The sequence below is a fragment of the Nostoc sp. ChiVER01 genome, from assembly GCF_034531155.1.
Taxonomy (GTDB): domain Bacteria; phylum Cyanobacteriota; class Cyanobacteriia; order Cyanobacteriales; family Nostocaceae; genus Nostoc.
Genome location: NZ_JAVRBS010000013.1, coordinates 59,099 through 79,353 on the forward strand (window position 1 = coordinate 59,099; position 20,255 = coordinate 79,353).

The window sequence follows — 20,255 nt, forward strand, 5'->3', positions numbered from 1 at the left end:
ACAAGTATGTTAAAAAATATATCTCTGCATGGACGATTGATGGGTTCATTTTTGCTGATGGGCGGTATCGTCATGGTTGTAGGGTTTTTCGGCTGGCGGGGTACTCATCAATTAAGCAGCCATATCGACACCCTCAGTAATAACAGCCTTCCCAGCATCGACGGATTATGGAGAGTTAATGAAGGGCAGACCCAGATCCACTCAGCAGAGCGAGCAATTGTCAACCCCGACCTACCCTCCGCAGCCAAACAGTCTGAGTTAAATCGAATGCAGGCAGCCTGGAAGCAGATTGACGCAGGTCTTAAGGAATATGAAACCACGCCCCGTGGCCCCGACGAGGACAAACTCTATCAGACGTTTAAGCAACAGTGGCAGGCGTGGAAGCAAGATCATGCCGCCTATCTTCAGGCTTACCAGGATTTCACCCAGTTAGGTGTTGTAAACCCCACTGCCAGACAGTTGGAATTGACCAGCCAGAAACGAGAAAATTCTCCAGAAATGAAGGTGGCGATCGCTGCTGCTGATCAACTGACAAAACTCAGACAAAACGCTGTTGTCAAAAATGATGTTTCCTTTGCGGCTGCAACTGACTCATTGTTGCAACTAATCAAAATTAATCAGGATACTGCTGAAGATGCAAATAAAGTCGCCAGTGACGATACCCGCTTGACCACAGGTTGGGTGGTTACTGGGATTATTGCTGGGCCTTTGGGGGCAATCTTACTAGGATTTTTTCTGAGCAACAAAATTGCTAAACCGTTGACAGGCAAAATTGCTCAAATTGTTCAAACAATGGCTGCTTCTACCAATGAAATCGCCGCTACGGTTGAGCAGCAAGAACGGACTGCGACTCGGCAGGCAACTTCTGTCAATCAAACCACTATCACCATCGATGAATTGGGAGCCTCATCTCAGCAGTCAGCTGAACAGGCAGAATCGGCGGTAACAGGCGCACGGCAGGCGTTGACCCTTGCAGGTAACGGTGCTAATGCTGTAAAACGCACCCTCAAGGGCATGGAAACCCTACAGCAGAAAGTCGCAGCCATTGCGGAGCATATCACACGCTTAAATGAACAAACCAAGCAGATTGGCAGTATCTCTGGTCTGGTGGGTGAGTTGGCAAGTCAGACTAATATGCTGGCGTTAAATGCGGCTGTAGAAGCAGTCCGGGCAGGGGAGCATGGGAAAGGCTTTGCCGTTGTCGCTGCTGAAATTCGCAAATTAGCAGACCAGAGCAAAAAATCAACCGAAAAGATCAGTACCTTGGTAGGCGACATTCAATCTGCCATCAGCATCACTGTCGTTGTCACCCATGAAGGCACTAAAACTGTGGAAGAAGGGACGCGAATTGCCCAAGAAACGTCAGAATCCTTTGCTGGTGTAGAAGGTGCAGTGAATAACATTGTTATCAACAGTCAACAGATTTCACTCAATATCAACCAGCAAGCGATCGCCATTCAGCAAATTGTCTCTGCCATGAATGACCTAAATATTGCTGCGCGTGAAACTGCCAGTGGCATTAGCCAGATCCGCTCTGGTACTAAACAACTAAACGAGTCAGCGCAAGCACTCAAGGCAACCATTTAATGAAGAAAAGGGGCAGGGAGCAGAGGGGCAGAGGGGAAAGACTTACTGCAACTTCTCCCCTGCTCCCCTGCTCCCCTGCTCCCCTGCTTCCCTGCTCCCCTGCTCCCCTGCCCCCTGCCCCCTGCTCCCTACCCCCTAACCTCTGAGGTAAAACCATGATGATCGATGATGAAGAACTGAGAGACGTTTTCAAAGTAGCCAGCGAAGAACACCTGCAAAACCTGGATGATGGATTACTGCATCTGGAAAACCATCCCGACGATCTGGCTGTTCTGGAAGCCTTAATGCGAGAGGCGCATTCCCTCAAAGGCGATGCCAATATGCTAGGAATCAAAGATATAGGCACTCTGGCACATCAAATTGAGCATATTTTAACTCAACTCAAGCAACAAGAAAACCCTGCGTCGGTGGGCAATGGTACAACAGACTCACCCTATGAACGCCTCGCTCATGCGATCGCCGCTATCCGCAAACTCGTTCATGAAGCCGTCACCGGAGAACCTGCCAAGGTTGATACCTTTTCTGTTCTGGCCGAATTAATGGGAGCGCAGCCAGGAAAAATGGAAGATACTCCAAGTCATGAACCAGAAGTCAACAGTATTAAAATTATAAGTACAGTAAAAAACAATACTTTTGAGCGAAATCAGGAGCCAAAGGAAAACGGAGCAATCCAAAATCGTTCGACTCAGAGACTTGTGCCGAGCAAAGCCGAGGTAAGCCGAAGTCCAAAATCCCCCACCAATAGCTACCGCATCGAAACCATCCGCGTTGGTACTCGCCACCTGGATACGTTGATGACGCAAGCAGGGGAGTTAACTGTAACCAAAATTCGGATTGCTCATCGGCTGGGAGAAATTGAGGCGATCGCCAATTTGTGGGAAGAATGGAATCGAGATTTATTCACTAATCGGTTTGCCTTCAGCCGAGAGCAACAAGGTGATTTCGCCCTGCAACGTCTAGAAACTTTTCATCATCACTCGGAAAAACGATTAGAGCAATTGGGCCATTTGGTGAAAACCTTGCAGAGTTACCTTTCGGAAGACACAACCCGACTGGAACAACTAAGTAGCGATCTAGAAGAAGGTATTCGTACCCTGCGATTGCTACCCTTTGCAACGATTTTCAACCTCTTCCCCCGGATGGTGCGCGATTTGGCACAGCAGCAGGGAAAATTGGTGGAGTTGATCACAGAAGGCAAAGACACCCTTGCCGACAAACGCTTGTTGGAAGAAATGAAAGATCCGCTAATGCACATCCTGCGGAATGCGATCGATCACGGAATTGAGTCACCACAGGAACGGGAACAGCTAGGAAAACCAACAACGGCAACAATTCAGCTTAGAGCTTACCAAACTCCCACTAACATTGTGCTGGAAATCAGTGATGATGGCCGAGGGCTTGACCTGGATAAAATCAAACAAATAGCGGTGAAACGGGGCATTTGCGGGGAGGAAGAATTAGCTGTAATGACTCCCAGCCAGATTCAGGCGTTGATCTTCGCACCGGGGTTTTCAACAGCCCCCCTAGTGACAGAAGTATCAGGACGGGGTGTGGGGCTGGATGTGGTGCAAACCAATGTCGAGAAATTGAAAGGTACGATTGAGGTAGAATCGTTTCCCGGACAGGGATGTACACTGCGCGTCAATCTCGGTATCACCTTAGCAACCGCCCATGTCTTAATTGTGCAAGTGAATCAAATGCCTTACGCCATCCCAGTGGAGTTTGTACAAACAGCGTGTTTAATCAAATCAGAAGAGATTTTTCCCTTGGAGGGACGTGACACAATAATTCGGGATAGCCAACCCATTTCAATTGTGCAGTTGGCCGATCTATTAGAACTGCCCCCGATGCCATCTGGATTAACTCAAGAAACGGCACTTTCCTGCATTATTCTTCAGGTTGGGCAAGTACAACTGGGTGTAGTGGTAGATGCCTTAGTGGATGAGCAAGATGTACTGATTAAACCCCAAAGTCATTTACTTAAACGAGTCCGCAATGTTTCTGGGGCAACAATTTTAGGTACTGGAGATGTGTGTATGGTGCTGAATCCCCAGGATTTGGTCAAGTCAGCCCGATCGCGATCGCAGTCTATTTCTTCTACCCAAACTCGTCAACTTGCGCCCACAAAACCAACCGTTTTATTAGTGGAAGATTCTATTGCCACACGCACGCAAGAAAAGCGAATTTTAGAAACCGCAGGCTATCAAGTGATTACTGCTGTAGATGGTTTGGATGGATTGAACAAACTGCGATCGCACACCGTTGATGCCGTTGTTAGCGATGTGCAAATGCCAAATCTTGATGGCTTGGGGTTAACTGCTAAAATCCGCCAATATCAAGAATATAGCGAACTTCCAATTATCCTGGTTACTTCCCTTGCCAGCGATGAGGATAAACGCCGGGGTGCGGAAGCCGGGGCCAATGCCTACATTATCAAAGGCAGCTTTAATCAAGAAGCCTTGCTGTCAGCCCTCAAACGGTTAGTGTAGAGGTTTTCAAATGAATGAAGAAGAATTCAGGAGTCAGAATCAAGACACCCTCTACGAGACGCTAAAAGCGAATGCAAAGACGCTTCTCCTGACGGAGACGCTTCACGAACGCTATCAGTTGGGGATTCAGACCCACGAATTGTTGCACTATCAAATCTACGATTTGGTGGTGCAAAAACGCCGATTATTCATCCGCCATTTGTAAAGAATTCATTCTGAATTCTGACTCCTGACTCCTGAATTCTGTTCGATGAAAAATAATTATCTCGTAAAATTTGAACTTACTGTCAATTGATGAAAAACTCTGCCCCAATTCGCGTCTTTCTGGTGGAGGATTCTCTCGTCGCCTTAACCATCCTCAAGCGGATTCTGGCGAGTTCCCCAGAAGTGGATGTGGTGGGAACTGCTCCCAATGGCGTGGAAGCATTGGAGCGAATTCCAGCCGCACAGCCCCAGGTAATCTGCACCGATTTGCACATGCCGAAAATGGATGGACTGGAACTCACCCGCCGGATTATGACAGACTATCCCCGTCCTATTCTGGTGATCAGCGCCTCCGTTAACACCCAAGAAGATTCCCGCAATGTTTTTAAACTGCTGCAAGCGGGTGCTTTGGATGTTTTTCCCAAACCCAGCATTGACTCACTTTCAGACTATGAACAAGTCAAGCGCGAATTAATCAACCGGATCAAAGTTCTGGCAGGGGTTACAGTCTTTACTCGCCACACTTCCCGTGCGACGGTAGAACCTAGAATGCATCCTGTTAGCTCCAAAAGTAAGCCAGAACCATTCAGCTCAAAACTTGTCAATAACTCGCAATTCCCGATTCGTAATTCCCCGTCCCTGCCTAAAGTTGTGGCGATCGGAGCCTCCACAGGCGGCCCCCAGGCATTGTACACGATTTTAAAACAACTGCCTGCGAACTTTCCCGTACCCATTCTGTGCGTCCAACATATCAGCGAAGGATTTCTGCAAGGACTGGTAGATTGGCTGGCAGCAGAATGTTTTCTGCGCGTGACGATCGCCCAACCGGGAGAATTTCCCAAACCGGGTACTGTCTACTTCGCTCCCGAACGACAACACCTGCAACTCGACACTCAAGGGCGATTAACCACCGTCAGCACCCCTGCCGTTTCCGGGCATCGTCCTTCCGTCACAGCTTTGTTTCAAGCAGTTGCCACCTGTTACCCGCGATCGGCGGTTGGTATTTTGCTGACTGGCATGGGACGGGATGGTGCAGATGGATTACAAGCGATCGCCCAAGCCGGAGGTACTACCATTGCCCAGGATGAACAAACCTGCGTTGTCTTCGGGATGCCCAAAGAAGCGATCGCTCTGGGAGCCGCCCAACATATTTTGGCGATCGGCGAAATTGCCCCCATGCTATTGAATCGAATCTGCTACATCAACTCTAAACATTCTTAGACATCTTTCGTCCATTTGACGTTTTATCATCTTGTAATATCTGTAATCAGGAGCCAATAAATTTTCGTACAGCTTCGCGCAATTGTTCAGCATCAAAAGGTTTGACCAGATATTCTGTTGCACCCGCCAGATGACCCTTCACCCGGTCGAAGGGGGAATCTTGAGAAGTCACCATAATCACAGGCAAATGCTGAAACTGAGGCAGGCTCCGCACCGTACGGCAAAACTCCAACCCGTTTACATCCGGCATCTGCACATCCAATAGCAAGACTGAAATCCGTTGATGATAAATGACCGACAGAGCATCAACCGCGTTAGCGGCTGTTATTACTTGATAGCCCGGTTCTAACGCTCGTTTAATCATTTGATGAATCACAGGACTATCATCAAGCGCGAGAACAATCGGTGAGCTTGTCGTACCATTTGACATACTTTACAGTGGATGAATCAATCATCGTTGGCGTTTACCCTAGCATTCCCAAAGAAAGACTTGAATAATTAATATTTTGATAATTTTTTACACCTCAGGGGGGCAGTTCTTGCTGGGAGCAGGGGGAAAGAGGTTTTTCCGATTTTTGCACAGATGCGGTAATCATAAGTGATTAACCGGACTTGATATAAAGTGCAATCATTTTGTCAATAAGGTTCACAAATGAAACTATTCTCAATAATCGTATAATTTAAATTATTTTAGAAAATACTCACCCAATCCCTAGCCTATCAAGGTGATTTTTGTATTCATTACCACCTTTTTACTTGGAAGTTCGCACACAAGAGCCGAAACCCTGGTTTTTAGGTAGGGGCAATTCATGAATTGCCCCAAAGCACGTTTAGTTTTGTGGGTGAAAAACTATTCTAACGACACAAGACAATCTGTTAGCCGTGAGTCACAGTTTCTTTCGCCAAAAACTTCTCTAATTCTGTCAGGGCATCAGCATCAACCTTAGTTTGCATTGGGCAAAACTTAGGCCCACACATGGAACAAAACTCAGCAGTTTTATAGATATCTGCTGGTAAAGTTTCATCGTGATATTCCTTAGCTCTTTCTGGATCGAGTGATAATTCAAACTGACGATTCCAATCGAAGTTGTAACGCGCCTTAGAAAGTTCATCGTCTCTATCTCTTGCACCAGGACGATGTCTAGCAATATCAGCCGCATGAGCCGCTATTTTATAGGCAATCAACCCATTTCGCACATCTTCGGCATTTGGTAAACCTAAGTGTTCTTTCGGTGTTACATAGCACAGCATCGCAGTACCGTACCATCCAGCCATTGCTGCTCCAATGGCTGAAGTGATGTGGTCATAACCGGGAGCAATGTCTGTTACCAATGGCCCCAAAACATAGAAAGGTGCTTCCGAACACTCTTCCATTTGCTTACGGACGTTGAATTCAATTTGATCCATTGGGACATGTCCAGGCCCTTCCACCATCACCTGTACATCATCTTCCCAGGCTTTGCGAGTTAGCTGTCCAAGAGTTTTCAATTCAGCTAATTGTGCTTCATCTGAGGCATCATGGGTGCAGCCAGGACGTAGGGAATCTCCTAAACTGAAGGAGACATCATACCTTTTGAAAATCTCAATAATATCTTGGAAGTGGGTATAAAGCGGGTTTTGTTTATGGTGATGCAACATCCACCGTGCCAAAATACCGCCTCCACGAGAGACAATACCAGTGATGCGGCTTCTCACCAAAGGCAAATGCTCAATTAAAATCCCTGCGTGGATAGTTTGATAGTCTACTCCTTGCTGGGCGTGTTTTTCGATGATATGGAGAAAATCATCAGCAGTCAGGTTCTCGATTGTGCCGTGGACACTTTCTAAAGCTTGGTAAACTGGCACTGTACCAATGGGAACTGGGGAAGCGTTGATGATGGCGGTACGAATTTCATCCAAATTACCGCCGCCTGTGGATAAATCCATGACGGTATCAGCACCGTACTTCACGGACAGATTCAGCTTATCAACTTCTTCCTGAAGATTAGAAGAGTTGGGCGAAGCGCCGATATTAGCATTTACCTTACATCTAGAGGCGATACCAATAGCCATCGGCTCTAAATTAGTGTGATTAATATTAGCAGGGATAATCATTCGTCCCCGCGCCACTTCCTCACGAATGAGATCGGCAGGGAGATTTTCGCGTTGGGCGACGTAGTGCATTTCTTCGGTGATAACACCTTGGCGGGCGTAGTGCATTTGAGATACATTACTCTGCCCACGTCGTTTAGCAACCCATTCTGTCCGCATATTGTCATTCCTCAATAAACAGCTTCCCTCCGCTGGTATTACCCAGACTCAGGTGTTAAGGGTGTGATCTCAGCCTGGTTATGTAGGCACCCCTAGCATGGATGTAGTGTACCACCTTCGTTATATCTGGGGGCAAGGGTGTTAACAAATTATGTTGTTTTTTCGGAGTCTAGCTTTAACTGAACTGTATTAATGTTACAGACCAATACGCTTGGGTTAAGGACAAGACTTATTCAAAATTAAGAAAAAACGAACCACATAGACGCGGAGCGGCTTCCCGTAGGGTAGGACGCAAAGAACACAAAGGAATAAGAGTTTCAGAGAGTTTTTGCGTAAGTCCTGAAAGGTTTTTGGCGCTAACCCAAGCGTATTGCGTTATAGACTTACCCTTTTAGGAAAGCAAGCTATACACTGCATCTGCCAGAGAAGGGGAATTTAACACAAAAATTACGAATTACGAAGTTGTTCAATTAACTCAATAATTTGTTGGTAATACTGGATATTTCCTTCTTGATAATACAAGTCTGCTGATTTCTGGAAATCTGTAATTGCTCGTTGATAGTCTCCCAGATTGCGGTAGACATCTGCTCTAAGAATGTAAGCTGAAGCCCAATTAGGCTGACGTAGCAAGGCTTGGTTTAAGTCTGCAAGCGCCCCTTGTAAGTCTCCCAGCAAAGAACGGCTACGACCCCGATTGTACCAGTCTTCAGCAAAGCTAGGGTCGATGGCGATCGCTCGACTATAATCTTCTATTGCCTCTTGATAATCTTCTAGGGCATAGTAAGCATTAGCGCGATCGCTGTAAAATGCAGCAGATTGGGGATTTATTTGTAATGCTTGGGTGTAATCTGCGATCGCATTTTCATATTCTTCTAAAGCATAATTGGTAGAACCTCGGTTGTAATATGCTTCAACTAAATCGGGATTAATTTCTAATGCTTGATTATAATCTGCGATCGCTCCTTGTTCATCTCCCAAAAGACGACGAGCATTTCCTCGATTGCAGTACGCTTGAGAAAATTCCGGAACTAACTCTATTGCTTGGGTGTTATCATCAATTGCTCCCTGTAAATCTTGCAGGGCTTCACGGGCAATCCCCCGACCGTAATAAGCTGCGGCTAAGTTATCATTTAATTGCAATGCCCGATCGTAATCTTTAATTGCTCCTTTATAATCTCCTAGAGAACGACGAGCCGCCGCGCGATCGCAATATCCTTCTGCTAAATTAGGATTGAGTTGTAATAAACGATTACTATCTTCAATTGCACCTTGATAATTTCCCAGTCGGCGACGAGCATTCGCCCGAAAGCCATATACTAAAGCTAAAGTCGGATTTTCTTGTAACGCTCGGTCATAATCTGCGATCGCACCCTGATAATCCCCAAGAGTACTACGAATCAGACCCCGTTCAGAATAGGCTTGCACATCATCAGGATTGAACTTTAATGCTTGGTTAAAATCTTCAATTGCTCGGTGATATTCTTTGAGATGAGCAAGAACCAGACCCCGATTGTAATATGCTCCGGAAAACTTGGGATTGATTTCTAGGGCACGGTTGTAATTAGCGATCGCACTTTGATAATCTGCTAAAGAGTAGTAGGCATTACCTCGATTATGATAAGCCTCTGCCAAATTTGGATCTAATTGTAATGCTCGGTCGTGGTCAGCGATCGCTTCGTGAAAATTTCCTAAGATATGGTGAATATTACCCCGATTACTGTAAGCTGCGGCAAAATTGGGATGCCACTGTAAAGCTTGCTGAAAATCAGCGATCGCTCCTTGATGATCGCCGCTTTCAAAACAAGCTACACCTCGATTATGATAAGCATTAGCAATGTCAATATTGATATTATCAGCTAACTGGGTACTGGTTTCAATTGTTTGGATATAGTCAGCGATCGCTTTGTCGTATTTTTCTAAGGCAAAGTAAGCATTACCCCGGCTGTGGTAAGATTGGGCGAGATTTGGATCGATTTGTAATGCTTGGTTATAGTCTGCGATCGCTTCTTTATAATCAGCTAAAAAGTAACGTGCATTACCTCGGTGATAATAGGCTGTGGCAAAATTGGGATTGATTTCTATAGCGCGATTAAAATCTGCGATCGCACCACGATAATCTTTAAGTTGACTACTTAAAATAATCCCCCGATTATGGTAAGCTTCGGCATAGTTAGGATTGAGCTTGATTGCTTTGGTGTAAGCCTCGATTGCCCTTTGATAATCTCCTTGCAAATTGTGGTTTAATCCTTGGTTTAATAATTCTTCAGCATTCATATAATTTTTTGGTATTTCGATATTCTCTAGCTTTCAGGCAACGGGATTTTTTACGATATGTTTTAAAAATCGCTCTAGCTACTATTGTGCCTCTTGCTAAGATTTTAATTCCTGATTTTCTGTTAACCCAAATCAGTGCGACGAATTTCAGGCGACTTAAACAGCAGCAAGCACTACAAATAATAACAATGGGTGTTTGACTCGCCTTTTTATACTGCTATTGCTGTAGTAGCGGATAACACCTTTGACTAAGTGTGATCGTATCTACTATCAACATGAATATAGGACTAGTATTTGATTTCTGAAAAAGCTCCGTACATTTGAAGAGTGGCAAAATCAAAGGTAGTGTGTCGGATAAACCACTGGAACATCCATTTGAGATGAGAGAACGAAGGAATCAAAGCACAGAAGCGCCGCACCCAGGTTTTAGCTTGTAACCAAATATCCTCAATTGGATGAGAGTGATGGGCAATTAGGAGCAAAGCGGACGCAGTGAATTTTCCACTGCTCTTGAGACAAACCAAGGTTTATCTCACCTAAAAAGTTTTGCACCAAATGTGAACGATGGTAAGAAGCACCATCCCAAATGGGTTTTATTACTAATGGTGTTTGCTAACTGATTTACGATGCTCATTATTTAAGTTAAATACTAGCTTAATTACTGTTGACAAAACTAATTTTATCTTAACTTATCACTACTGAATTGGTGGTGGGTTGCGACGAATTTGGTCTGCTGAGAGAGTAATCAAATTGAAAGCCTGCCATTTGGTTGTAACGTACTTGAATTTACCAATACCAAAGTCTTTATTAGTAGTCCAGTTATTCCACCGTGCAGTTAAATTCAACCAGTAATCACCCCCCCCACTAAGAATGTAGCGAGCCTTAGAGCGATCGTCAGGCTTATTAAAATTATCTACTACAAGTCTAGCTTGAACTGTGGTAAACATCCCCATAACATCAATGGGATTAATAGATGCACGACCAAGTGGCCAAAAGTGGAAGTTGTAACCATTACCTGCTTTTACAGAGATACTTCCGTCAGATTCATAACGAATATCTGCTCCTCTACTAAGATTACCGGAAAAATCTTCTCTATAGGCAGCCCCTTCCACCATCACAGAACTTTGCAGAATATGCCACTTTTTATCTGTTTTACTCAGATAGTAAGCTTTAATATTTTTTATCTGCACACGGGTGTTAGTTGCAGGGTTACCTTCGGCTGCTTCATATAATTGTCCCCATGCCGTCATTGCTGTAAAAGTACCTGGATCAGTACTACCTAAACGTGGCCCGGTAGCCCAATTCCAATACAAAGGAACCCCATGTGGTATGCCCTCGTGAGGTGGTTGCATATCGTAAATGATAGTTTCAATAGAGTTGATTGGTTTGGGTGTCTGTGAATCTACCCTGTACGGAAAACCGCTAGTAAGTATTGCAGTAAATACGCATAGGAAAATAAGCAAAAATTTAATTTCATAAAAAGTAAGCTTAAGTTTAAATGCTGGTTTGGTCAAGGTTATATACCTGAATTTAGTAATTTTAGATGAAATTGAAACAGCTTTAAAATTTGCTCAAAACATGACATGGAAAGGTAAACATCCTGTAGTTAAGTTAGTATCTCAAACTTATGAAACTGGAGTCAAGCTTACCAAGGGCGCTATGTCTGCTATTGAAAATCAAATAGAGCGTTTCACTAACTCTAAAAATGAAAAATTTCCCAATTTAGGCAAATGGTTTGTTGATATTTGTTGTGGCAGTACTTAATTTTTATTAGCTAGCAGTTTTTAAATCTTTGAAATCTAAAAATATTAATATTAATTATGATATTGCACTGACATTATTTACAGAGTGCAGACTTTTCTTTCTGTTTTTGAAGGGGTGATATCGTGTTCGGTGAAAGACTTATCATTAAGACCGCAGGGGAACAGGCGGAAAGAAGTTTTCCTGGTTTTTGCATAAATGCGGGAATTATAACTAATTAGGCGGACATTGTTTGTTCCATTCGTAGCGTGTGGTGCACCAACGAACAATTTAGCTTATAAACTTGCTTCTACTCAATTGGCGGTGGGTTACGACGAATTTGGTTTGGTGGCAGAGTCATCATATTAAAAGCCCGCCACTTCCTTGTAACGTATTTAAATTTACCCATACCGAAATCTTCGTTTGTCTTCCAATTGTCCCACCTTGCAGTTAAGTTTAACCAGTAATCTCCACCCATATTTAGTAAGTAGCGAGCCTGAGAGCGATCATCACGTTTTTTAGGATTGTCAACTACAAGCCGTGCTTGAACTGTGGTAAACATACCACGCACATCATAGGGATTAATTGCAGCTCTGCCAGAAGGCCAAAAATGGTAGTTGTAACCATTACCAGCTTTAACCGAAACACTACCATCAGATTCATAACGAATGTTTGCGGCTGTACTAGCATTACCGGAAAAATCTTCTCTATAGGCAGCCCCTTCAACTTTTGTCGAATTTTGAATGAGGTGCCATTTATTATCTAACTTACTGAGGTAATAAGCCTTGATATTTTTGATTTGAACGCGGGTATTAGTTGCAGGATTACCTTGAGCTGCTTCATATAGTTGCCCCCAGGCGGTCATCGCTTTGAATTGTTTTGGGTTGTTACTACCTATACGAGGTTTAGTTGCCCAACTGTAATATGAAGGAACACCGTGTGGCATCCCCTCATGGGGTGGTTGCATATCATAAATGATAGTTGCGATCGAATTAATTGGTTTTGGAGTCCGTGCATCTACTTTGTAGGCAAAACAGCAGCCAAGTACTACGGCAAAAAGGCAGAGCAAGAAGGCTATTTTTTTGACACGCATATCACTACTCCTTGCTACTCTACAGTAGCATTTTACTTTTTGCAAGTCGTACCTCTTGTAGCAGTGTTATTATCCACTTCTTGATCAACCACCTAATAAGACTTTGAGCGTAATCTTGTAATAAAATTTGCGGATGCAGACAAATTGCCATCCATAGCTTTTGACCAGCTTGATTAATCGTATCAATACTATTATCCTGCTTTAAATATTGTTGTGTAACATATTGATAGATCCAGGCTAAACTTTGCTTTTTTAGATGTTTAAGCTCTGCTGGAACTGTTTGAAATGTTTTTTTAATGACCAGAAGACCATCGTTCTCCATGTGTTTGACTTTGGTAAATGACATTGAATTTGAAGATTGACGATAAAAAATTTGATGTTTAGGGACTACAACAAAATTCCAAGAAACTGATAACCGCAGCCAATAATCCCAGTCGGCACAACCTGCACAGACAGGATCAAAGCCTCCTACAGCTTCTATTGCTTGTCGCCGAATTAATGGGTTGGAACCGCTAGCCAGAAAGTTATTAACTAATAAATTAGGCTGGACATCACCCTCAAAGAATATGGAAACACCAGGAATTGAAGATTTTCCTTGCTCATCCATAAAATAAGTCCAGCTATAAGCAACTCCTGCCTCTGGATGCTGTTTCAGGGCTGCTAGCTGTAGCTCTAATTTATCTGGTGTCCACAAATCATCAGCATCAAGAAATGCAATAAATTCCCCAATAGCATGAGAGAAACCACGATTACGAGCCAGTGAAAGGCCACCATTTTCATAAGATAAAACTTTGAGACGCTGATCCTGAAGACTCTGAACTAGCGCGAGAGTATTGTCTGTCGAGCCATCATTTATGACAATTATTTCAAAATCCGCAAATGTTTGTTCTCGAACGGATTTGATAGTTTCTAAAATTGTATGTTCAGCATTATATGCAGGAATAATAACAGATATGGTTGGCATAAATTGGTTTTTCAATAAATTGCACACAAAGTGTAAAATTAGTTATCACTAACTACATGATGAGAAATTAAGAACTACTGTACCCATCCAGAATATTCCCGGTTCATTGGAAATAAGGTAATTATGAAACTCCTAAGATCCAGACCATAAATCACCAAAGTTTCCTCCACCATGTAAAATAATTGGCAAATTCCTGTCTTGTTTCTTCAGTTCTTCCTCAGAAAAGCTCTTAATACTTGCACCATAAGAAATACTGGCTTTGAGTACATGGCTCAGGTAGAATAGCTCGGCACACCAAATCATACTGTCCCCAACATTAGTATATCGAGATTGTCTAACAGAATGCACTGTAAGAATGGCTCTAGCTTTCCCAAAGCATTATGTAGAAGTTTTTTAAGATACAAAGTTGAATGCACTAGGTTACTATCGCTAGTCCCATTTGTATCAAAAAATACATTTAAATTGCTTTCAGAATATGTCACTTCTACTATCATTTATAATGAATAAATTTACAACTTAATGTATGTAATTACACTGCCATTAATTAATTGAATTCAAGAAATGCTCTTTGCGTAGTGCAAATCGATGTGTCCAGAACGTGGACACGAATGACACAACCAGAGTGTTGAAAAATACAGCAAATGCAACCCAAACTATACCACCTTGGACAGCAGCAAAGATAGAAATGATAAAAATAGTCGTCGCTGCAATATTGATGTATAAAGAAAGCCGCGTTTTGTTGATTGCATTCAACAATAAAGAAGATGCCCAAGCATATATTCTTGGAACAACGGAAAGGCAGATCAAAATTAGGACTGGAATTGCTGGAGTCCACTTTTTTCCAAAAATAATTGGTACATAGATAGGAGACAAAGAAGCCTGTACTAAAATAAGCGGAACGAGAATTATGGAAATTTTTTTAAGGCTGCTAAAATAGCGTTGCCTAAACTGTGAATAGTTACTTTTAGCAGCGCAAATATAGGGATATAGAGGGGACATAAAAGTGTTTAGAAGGTTGAGCGTGATCCCTGAACCTGCATTGAAGGCAAAGTAATACATCCCCAGAGCTTCAATCCCAAGATATTTACCAACAATCAGATAATCTACGTTAGCCCGGACTCTATTCAAAAGATCGTTGAGCAATAGATTGCTGCCAAAGCCAAGCACTTCCTGCCGCTTTTCCAGAGTAAAACGGTGGGGAGGTCTCCAAGGGTGATACTTCCAAGTAAGGATAATCCAAACAGGTGTTGCTAGAAATATTGAGCAAGCGATCGCCCAAATACCCATCCCCCGCAAGGCAAATATTGCCGTGAGAACGTTCGAGACTAAGGAGATAACGATGTTACAGACTGCTATGGCTTTGAATTGATTGTCCCTTTCAAGTAGCGTCAGATGAATGACAAAAAGTGGGTATCCTAAGTAGGTGAGAGCAACGACACATAACGGTAGAGTGATGTGTTGGTCGTGAGAAAAGTAAGGAATGAGCCATGCGATAAAACACTGAATGATACAGATCGATCCGCAGGCGATCCAATTGAGCCAGTAGGCTGTATTGGTAACTTCCTTTACGTCCTGTTCATCTGCCTGAATAATTTTGGCTCCAATTCCACCTCTTAGCATAAATACATTGGCAAAGTCAGACATCGTGTAGATGATTGCCATCAGCCCATAGTCTTGTGGGCTAAACATTCGTGCCAGTATTACAGTCCCTGACAGTCGGATAATGCGATTGGCTAGCTCTGCACCAGCCATCCAGCCGACATTGCGAAGATATACACCTGATAAGACTTTTTTGAACCTGGTAATCATTATATAAATGTTCTTTACCTCTGGACTATTTTGGATTAGATATAGAAAGTAAGGTAAGCAAGGGTGGCATTACTGTTCATGGTTGAGTAGAAAGCTGCGTAGTTGCTGCCCGATCGCTTTGAGTGAAAAATGGGCTTCGACACGATGATATCCCCGTTTGCCCAATTCCTCACCTAGATTTTGGTTATCCAAAATTTGACCTAGCGCTGCTGCTAATGCCTGCGGATTTTCTCTAGGAACTACTAATCCGCCATCCGCTTCTCCATTCTCGAAAATATCAGCGACTCCCTGAGCATCAGCTGCAACAACAGGCAGTCCACAAGCCATTGCTTCAATAGGCGCAACAGGAAACCCTTCCCATCGGGATGACAATACATAAACATCGGCGGCTGCAAGGTATTGCCGTAATAAAGTGCGATCCTGAATATATTCATTGCGCCAAAGAATGTTTGATAGCGGCATAGACGCGATCCGTTGCTGAAATTCTTCAGCATCGCTACCTGTTCCAACTAGTAAAAGCTGCAAATCTCGATTTGGTCGCTTGCGACAGATCAGTTCCCATGCAGCCAGTAAAACATCCAGTCCTTTTTTGTCAATCTCAACTCGCCCATGCCAAATCACGACTTTTGTCTTTACGGAAATACCCAGTTGAGTGCGGATTTTGTTGCGATCGGGATCGCCCCAGGATGAGATATCTACGGGGCTGAAAACACGGGCAATCTTGCTGCTAGGCATAGCATAATCTGCTTGTACTCGCTTTATTTCTGCCTGACTACTAATGATGAGTCCCTTACAAGCTTTTAAAGCAAGGGGACGAACTAGATAGTCACTAATGCCACGGTGTACCCAGGTACGTCCCTGAAACGTAGCGAACACAGGAATATTGAGCAATTTTCCCAAGAGTACACAAGTGTCAAAGCGCCCGTACTCATACTCTTGACATAGGATTGCCTGACATCCTTCGCGTCGGATTTCCTGCGCCAGCAATCCTAATGGTGTTGATAAATAGGTTCCAAGTGTACTAATTGAGTTTTTCAGCAAGGTGAAGCGACGGCGTGGAGATTGCGGCGCACTTGAGGCAGAAAATTCTCCTTCTAAGTTTAAAGCGCGACGGCGGACAGTACGAATTTTGCGATAGGTTTGGTAAACCTTTGGAGCTGGTAGAAAACAAATGGTTGCTCCTGTAGGACGATGATTAACACGCACAACTTCGCTAACACGGGCTGAGATACAGAATAAAACACTGCGTACGTGGGCAGTTTTCAGTGCTTCAAAATACCCAAATAGCCAACCACCTGTCATCTGGCTGCAAAAAGTTTCTAGAGACACATTGATACTGTCCAAAAAGTCCTCAATTAAGTCACCAGCGAGTAGGAAAGCAACTGCTGGTTCCTTCATCGGTTGGTGAGCTAATGGGGACTCATTAGCATCAATTAACTGAGCGACTTGGTTATTCATACAGCTTGACTATTTTTAGCAAATATGGTATATGCAAATAGTAAATGGGTAGATTTAGAGCCAGGGAAATAAAGTGTTATGGGAAGGGCTGTACTGCTGTGTTATGTGCCTCTGTTCAAGACTATTCGATAGATAGAACGAGTCCAATTCCTAACACCGTCATAGCCATGCGAACCAAACAATTGAATCAGGAAAATTGCAAGACTCAAACGAATGTATTTTTCAGAGTATTGAATCTGTGGATAGTGCAAATGCGCTTGCTGCTGCCAAAATCTGCCCGTTTCCCAATCTCCTTCATCTACAGACCACCATGCCTGGTTTAGCGTGATACTGGCATACGCTCGATTTCTAAAATACAACATCTCCAAAGGAGCCGTTTGAAATGTTTTCTCAATAACCGTTCTCAGGTTTTGAAACATTCGCTGACGGTTCTTAGACATACTGCTGGAATATTGACGATAAAGCGTTAGGGGTTCTTTTATGACTGCAAACCAGTAGTGGGTAGCAATACGCAGCCACATATCTAAATCTTCTGCCGAAGTAAGGGTGCGATCAAATATGCCAACCCTCTCAAAACACTCTCGTCGAACAAGGGCAGAACTACCATTGGAAATCACATCCGTTTCTAAAAGTTCTTTCCATACGTTGCCTTGTGCTTGTGACGCAAAGATTCTGCCTGTCGGTTTGCTATCTTCATTGATTAAGAGTGTCCATGTATAGACTACGCCAACATCTGGATTTTCTTGAAAGCATTGAACTTGCTTTTCTAACTTAGTGGGTTCCCACAGATCATCCGCATCCAGCAAAGCAATGTATTCCCCTTGTGCATACCTAATGCCTGTATTTCTCGCTCCTGGTAATCCCTGGTTTTCCTGAGAAATCAGATGAACTCGCTGATCAATAATTTCTGATGCCCAAGTCACTATGGAATCTGTACTGCCATCATTGATAATTAACACTTCAAAATTAGTAAAGGTTTGCTTTAGCACACTACTGACCGTTTCCGGCAAATAGTTCATTGCATTGTAAGCAGGTATAATGACAGTTACTTGTGGCATAGCTAAACTGGGTTAAATCAATGTCGAAAAGGCTGAGTCCGCAAATCTAAAATCTAATTGTTAAGGTTTAAGAGGAGAGCGAAAATTCCGATTTATTACTATCACCTCGCAGTTTGCGTCTCAGATTTTGTAGCTTTAAATAGGCATTAGAACCGAACCAGTGTGTTAGCAGAATTGCCAATTGTAGCTGGACAACAATTTTGGTGTAGCGTATGCGAGGATAGTGGAGGATTGCTTGTTTACAATAAGCGTTTGCCTCCTCATACTGCCCGTCATACACACTTTTCCAGGCTAGCGTGCGGTACATACCAGCATAGGCAACGTTCCTGAGATAAAGCAATTCCAAGGGAACTGATTGAAACCGCTTTTCAAATGTGATCCGCAAATCTTGCATCATCTTAAGATGATTTCTGGACATACTAGTAGAGGACTGGCGATAGTAAAGCAAATACTCTTTGATTACAGCAAAGGGATATTGCGCTGCAATCCGAGTCCACATATCGAAGTCTGCTGCTGAAGATAAATCAGGATCAAACACTCCCGCCACTTCAAAACAACTTCGACGAACCATTGCCGAACTACCGCTACATACAATGTCCCCAACTAAAATTTGCTGCCAAACATCTCCCTCAAGATAAGAATTATATTTAACACCTATGGGTTTTTCATTTTCATCAACGAGCAGTGTCCAAGTATAAACTAACCCTACTTCTGGTTTACTATCAAGGCAACAAATTTGCTTTTCTAATTTGGTTGGTTCCCACAAATCATCTGCATCTAAAAATGCAATGTATTCACCTTGAGCATTTTCAATTCCGGTATTACGAGCTACAGAAACTCCTTGATTTAGCTGAGAAATGAGCTTGATACGGGAATCAGTGATTTCGGAAGCCCATTGTATAATGCTATCTGTACTGCCATCGTTAATAATGAGTACTTCAAAATCAGAGAATGTTTGTTTAAGGACACTGGCTAAGGTTTGAGGCAAGTATGCCATAGCGTTGTAGGCAGGAATAACCACAGTCACTTTTGGCATTATTGGGTTCCTTTTGCTGTATAGTCTGGTTGAGCGATCGCACGATTTAAAGAGCGGCTAGTAAATGTTAGCAATATAGTAATTATTGGTGATATTGAAAAACTCCTCCACGCAGTTTGTGTGTCAAATTTTTCAACTGTGTATAACTATCCGAGCCAAACAAGCGGACTAATATCAGCACAAACTGTAAACGTAAGAACTTGGCAGAGTACTTCATTTGAGGATAGTACAAAATCGCTTGTTGGGAAAAATAACTCGCTTTCTCAGGATCTCCTCCATCGAACATAATTTTCCATGCCAACCATAAGAATGCATGACCATAAGCTCGCGGTCGTAAATATAGCAATTCAAAGGGAACATTTTGAAATTTTTTCTCAATCTTTAATCTCGAATTTTGCATCATTTTGTTGTAATCTTTAGACATATTTGTAAAATGTTGTCGGTAGTAAACCAATACTTCTTTAATCACTGCAAAGGGATAGATAGCTGCAATGCGAACCCACATATCACAATCTTCAATACTGGATAATTCTGTATCAAAAAGACCAACAGTTTCAAAGCAGCTCCGACGTATCATCGCTGAACTGCCGCTGCCTATAATATCTCCAAGTAATAGCTTCTCCCATATATTTCCTTCTGTATGGGAAGCAGTGACTGTACCTGTAGATATACCTTGTTGATCTACTAGAAGTGTCCAGGTATATACCAAACCTACTTCAGGTTTTGAGTCTAAACAATGAACCTGTTTTTCTAGCTTGGTTGGTTCCCACAAATCGTCAGCATCTAGAAATGCAACGTATTCACCTTGAGCGTGAACAATGCCAGTATTACGTGCTGCGGATAAGCCTTGATTTTCTTGAGAAATCAGCTTGACTCGGTAATCCGTAATTTTTGATACCCACGTAACAATGCTATCGGTACTGCCATCATTAATAATTAAAACTTCAAAATCGGTAAACCTTTGCTTCAATACACTGTCCAAGGTTTCTGGCAAGTATGTCATGGCATTGTAAGCAGGAATAATTACTGTCACTTTTGGCATATTGCACCTCCTCGGAAAATGTTTAGATTT

16 protein-coding genes, 2 pseudogenes and 1 riboswitch are annotated in these 20,255 nt (G+C 43.0%); of the genes and pseudogenes, 5 read left to right on the forward strand and 13 right to left on the reverse strand.

All coding sequences use genetic code 11. The features are described 5' to 3' along the window. Nucleotides 1-6 precede the first annotated feature (6 nt). From RMY00_RS18180 to cheB, 4 genes are all read left to right on the forward strand, one after another. A complete protein-coding gene (locus RMY00_RS18180) occupies nucleotides 7-1,587 on the forward strand; it encodes a methyl-accepting chemotaxis protein (protein ID WP_322648870.1) in 1,581 nt (526 codons plus the stop codon). 155 nt (nucleotides 1,588-1,742) lie between these two features. Beyond that, a complete protein-coding gene (locus RMY00_RS18185) occupies nucleotides 1,743-4,076 on the forward strand; it encodes a hybrid sensor histidine kinase/response regulator (RefSeq protein WP_322648871.1) in 2,334 nt (777 codons plus the stop codon). Between the two features lie 10 nt (nucleotides 4,077-4,086). Then, entirely contained in the window at nucleotides 4,087-4,281 is a 195-nt protein-coding gene (locus RMY00_RS18190; RefSeq protein ID WP_322648872.1) for a hypothetical protein, read from the forward strand. 89 nt (nucleotides 4,282-4,370) lie between these two features. Further along, nucleotides 4,371-5,501, forward strand: a complete 1,131-nt coding sequence (gene cheB / locus RMY00_RS18195) for a chemotaxis-specific protein-glutamate methyltransferase CheB (protein WP_322648873.1) — start codon at nucleotides 4,371-4,373, stop codon at nucleotides 5,499-5,501. 46 nt (nucleotides 5,502-5,547) lie between these two features. Here the strand turns inward: cheB and RMY00_RS18200 are convergent, their stop codons facing one another. From RMY00_RS18200 to RMY00_RS18220, 5 genes and pseudogenes are all read right to left on the reverse strand, one after another. Then, a complete protein-coding gene (locus tag RMY00_RS18200; protein ID WP_322648874.1) occupies nucleotides 5,548-5,931 on the reverse strand; it encodes a response regulator in 384 nt (127 codons plus the stop codon). A 446-nt stretch (nucleotides 5,932-6,377) separates the two neighbouring features. Beyond that, on the reverse strand, nucleotides 6,378-7,751 hold the full coding sequence (gene thiC, locus RMY00_RS18205; protein WP_322648875.1) for a phosphomethylpyrimidine synthase: 1,374 nt from the start codon (nucleotides 7,749-7,751) through the stop codon (nucleotides 6,378-6,380). Between the two features lie 7 nt (nucleotides 7,752-7,758). After that, a riboswitch (TPP riboswitch) is annotated at nucleotides 7,759-7,855 on the reverse strand. A gap of 343 nt (nucleotides 7,856-8,198) precedes the next feature. Beyond that, entirely contained in the window at nucleotides 8,199-10,025 is a 1,827-nt protein-coding gene (locus tag RMY00_RS18210; RefSeq protein ID WP_322648876.1) for a tetratricopeptide repeat protein, read from the reverse strand. 287 nt (nucleotides 10,026-10,312) lie between these two features. Further along, nucleotides 10,313-10,610, reverse strand: a pseudogene (locus RMY00_RS18215) (IS630 family transposase); the annotation flags it as partial. A 110-nt stretch (nucleotides 10,611-10,720) separates the two neighbouring features. Continuing rightward, entirely contained in the window at nucleotides 10,721-11,377 is a 657-nt protein-coding gene (locus tag RMY00_RS18220; RefSeq protein WP_322648877.1) for a hypothetical protein, read from the reverse strand. Between the two features lie 184 nt (nucleotides 11,378-11,561). Between RMY00_RS18220 and RMY00_RS18225 the strand changes: the two are divergent. Further along, nucleotides 11,562-11,789 (forward strand): annotated as a pseudogene (locus RMY00_RS18225) (ISAzo13 family transposase); the annotation flags it as partial. Nucleotides 11,790-12,075: 286 nt separating this feature from the next. On the opposite strand, the gene RMY00_RS18230 reads toward RMY00_RS18225, so the two are convergent. From RMY00_RS18230 to RMY00_RS18265, 8 genes are all read right to left on the reverse strand, one after another. After that, nucleotides 12,076-12,858 carry a hypothetical protein gene (locus tag RMY00_RS18230; protein ID WP_322648878.1) on the reverse strand — a complete coding sequence of 261 codons (783 nt, stop codon included), beginning with the start codon at nucleotides 12,856-12,858 and terminating at the stop codon, nucleotides 12,076-12,078. Between the two features lie 19 nt (nucleotides 12,859-12,877). Then, nucleotides 12,878-13,822, reverse strand: coding sequence for a glycosyltransferase family 2 protein (locus RMY00_RS18235; RefSeq protein ID WP_322648879.1), 945 nt, complete (start codon nucleotides 13,820-13,822; stop codon nucleotides 12,878-12,880). Between the two features lie 132 nt (nucleotides 13,823-13,954). Further along, entirely contained in the window at nucleotides 13,955-14,125 is a 171-nt protein-coding gene (locus RMY00_RS18240; RefSeq protein ID WP_322648880.1) for a hypothetical protein, read from the reverse strand. Nucleotides 14,126-14,362: 237 nt separating this feature from the next. Next, entirely contained in the window at nucleotides 14,363-15,631 is a 1,269-nt protein-coding gene (locus RMY00_RS18245; protein WP_322648881.1) for a lipopolysaccharide biosynthesis protein, read from the reverse strand. Nucleotides 15,632-15,700: 69 nt separating this feature from the next. Then, entirely contained in the window at nucleotides 15,701-17,089 is a 1,389-nt protein-coding gene (locus tag RMY00_RS18250; RefSeq protein WP_322648882.1) for a glycosyltransferase family 4 protein, read from the reverse strand. Between the two features lie 101 nt (nucleotides 17,090-17,190). Further along, a complete protein-coding gene (locus RMY00_RS18255; RefSeq protein WP_322648883.1) occupies nucleotides 17,191-18,147 on the reverse strand; it encodes a glycosyltransferase family A protein in 957 nt (318 codons plus the stop codon). A 67-nt stretch (nucleotides 18,148-18,214) separates the two neighbouring features. Beyond that, nucleotides 18,215-19,183 carry a glycosyltransferase family A protein gene (locus tag RMY00_RS18260; RefSeq protein ID WP_322648884.1) on the reverse strand — a complete coding sequence of 323 codons (969 nt, stop codon included), beginning with the start codon at nucleotides 19,181-19,183 and terminating at the stop codon, nucleotides 18,215-18,217. 82 nt (nucleotides 19,184-19,265) lie between these two features. Then, a complete protein-coding gene (locus tag RMY00_RS18265; RefSeq protein WP_322648885.1) occupies nucleotides 19,266-20,225 on the reverse strand; it encodes a glycosyltransferase family A protein in 960 nt (319 codons plus the stop codon). Nucleotides 20,226-20,255 lie beyond the last annotated feature (30 nt).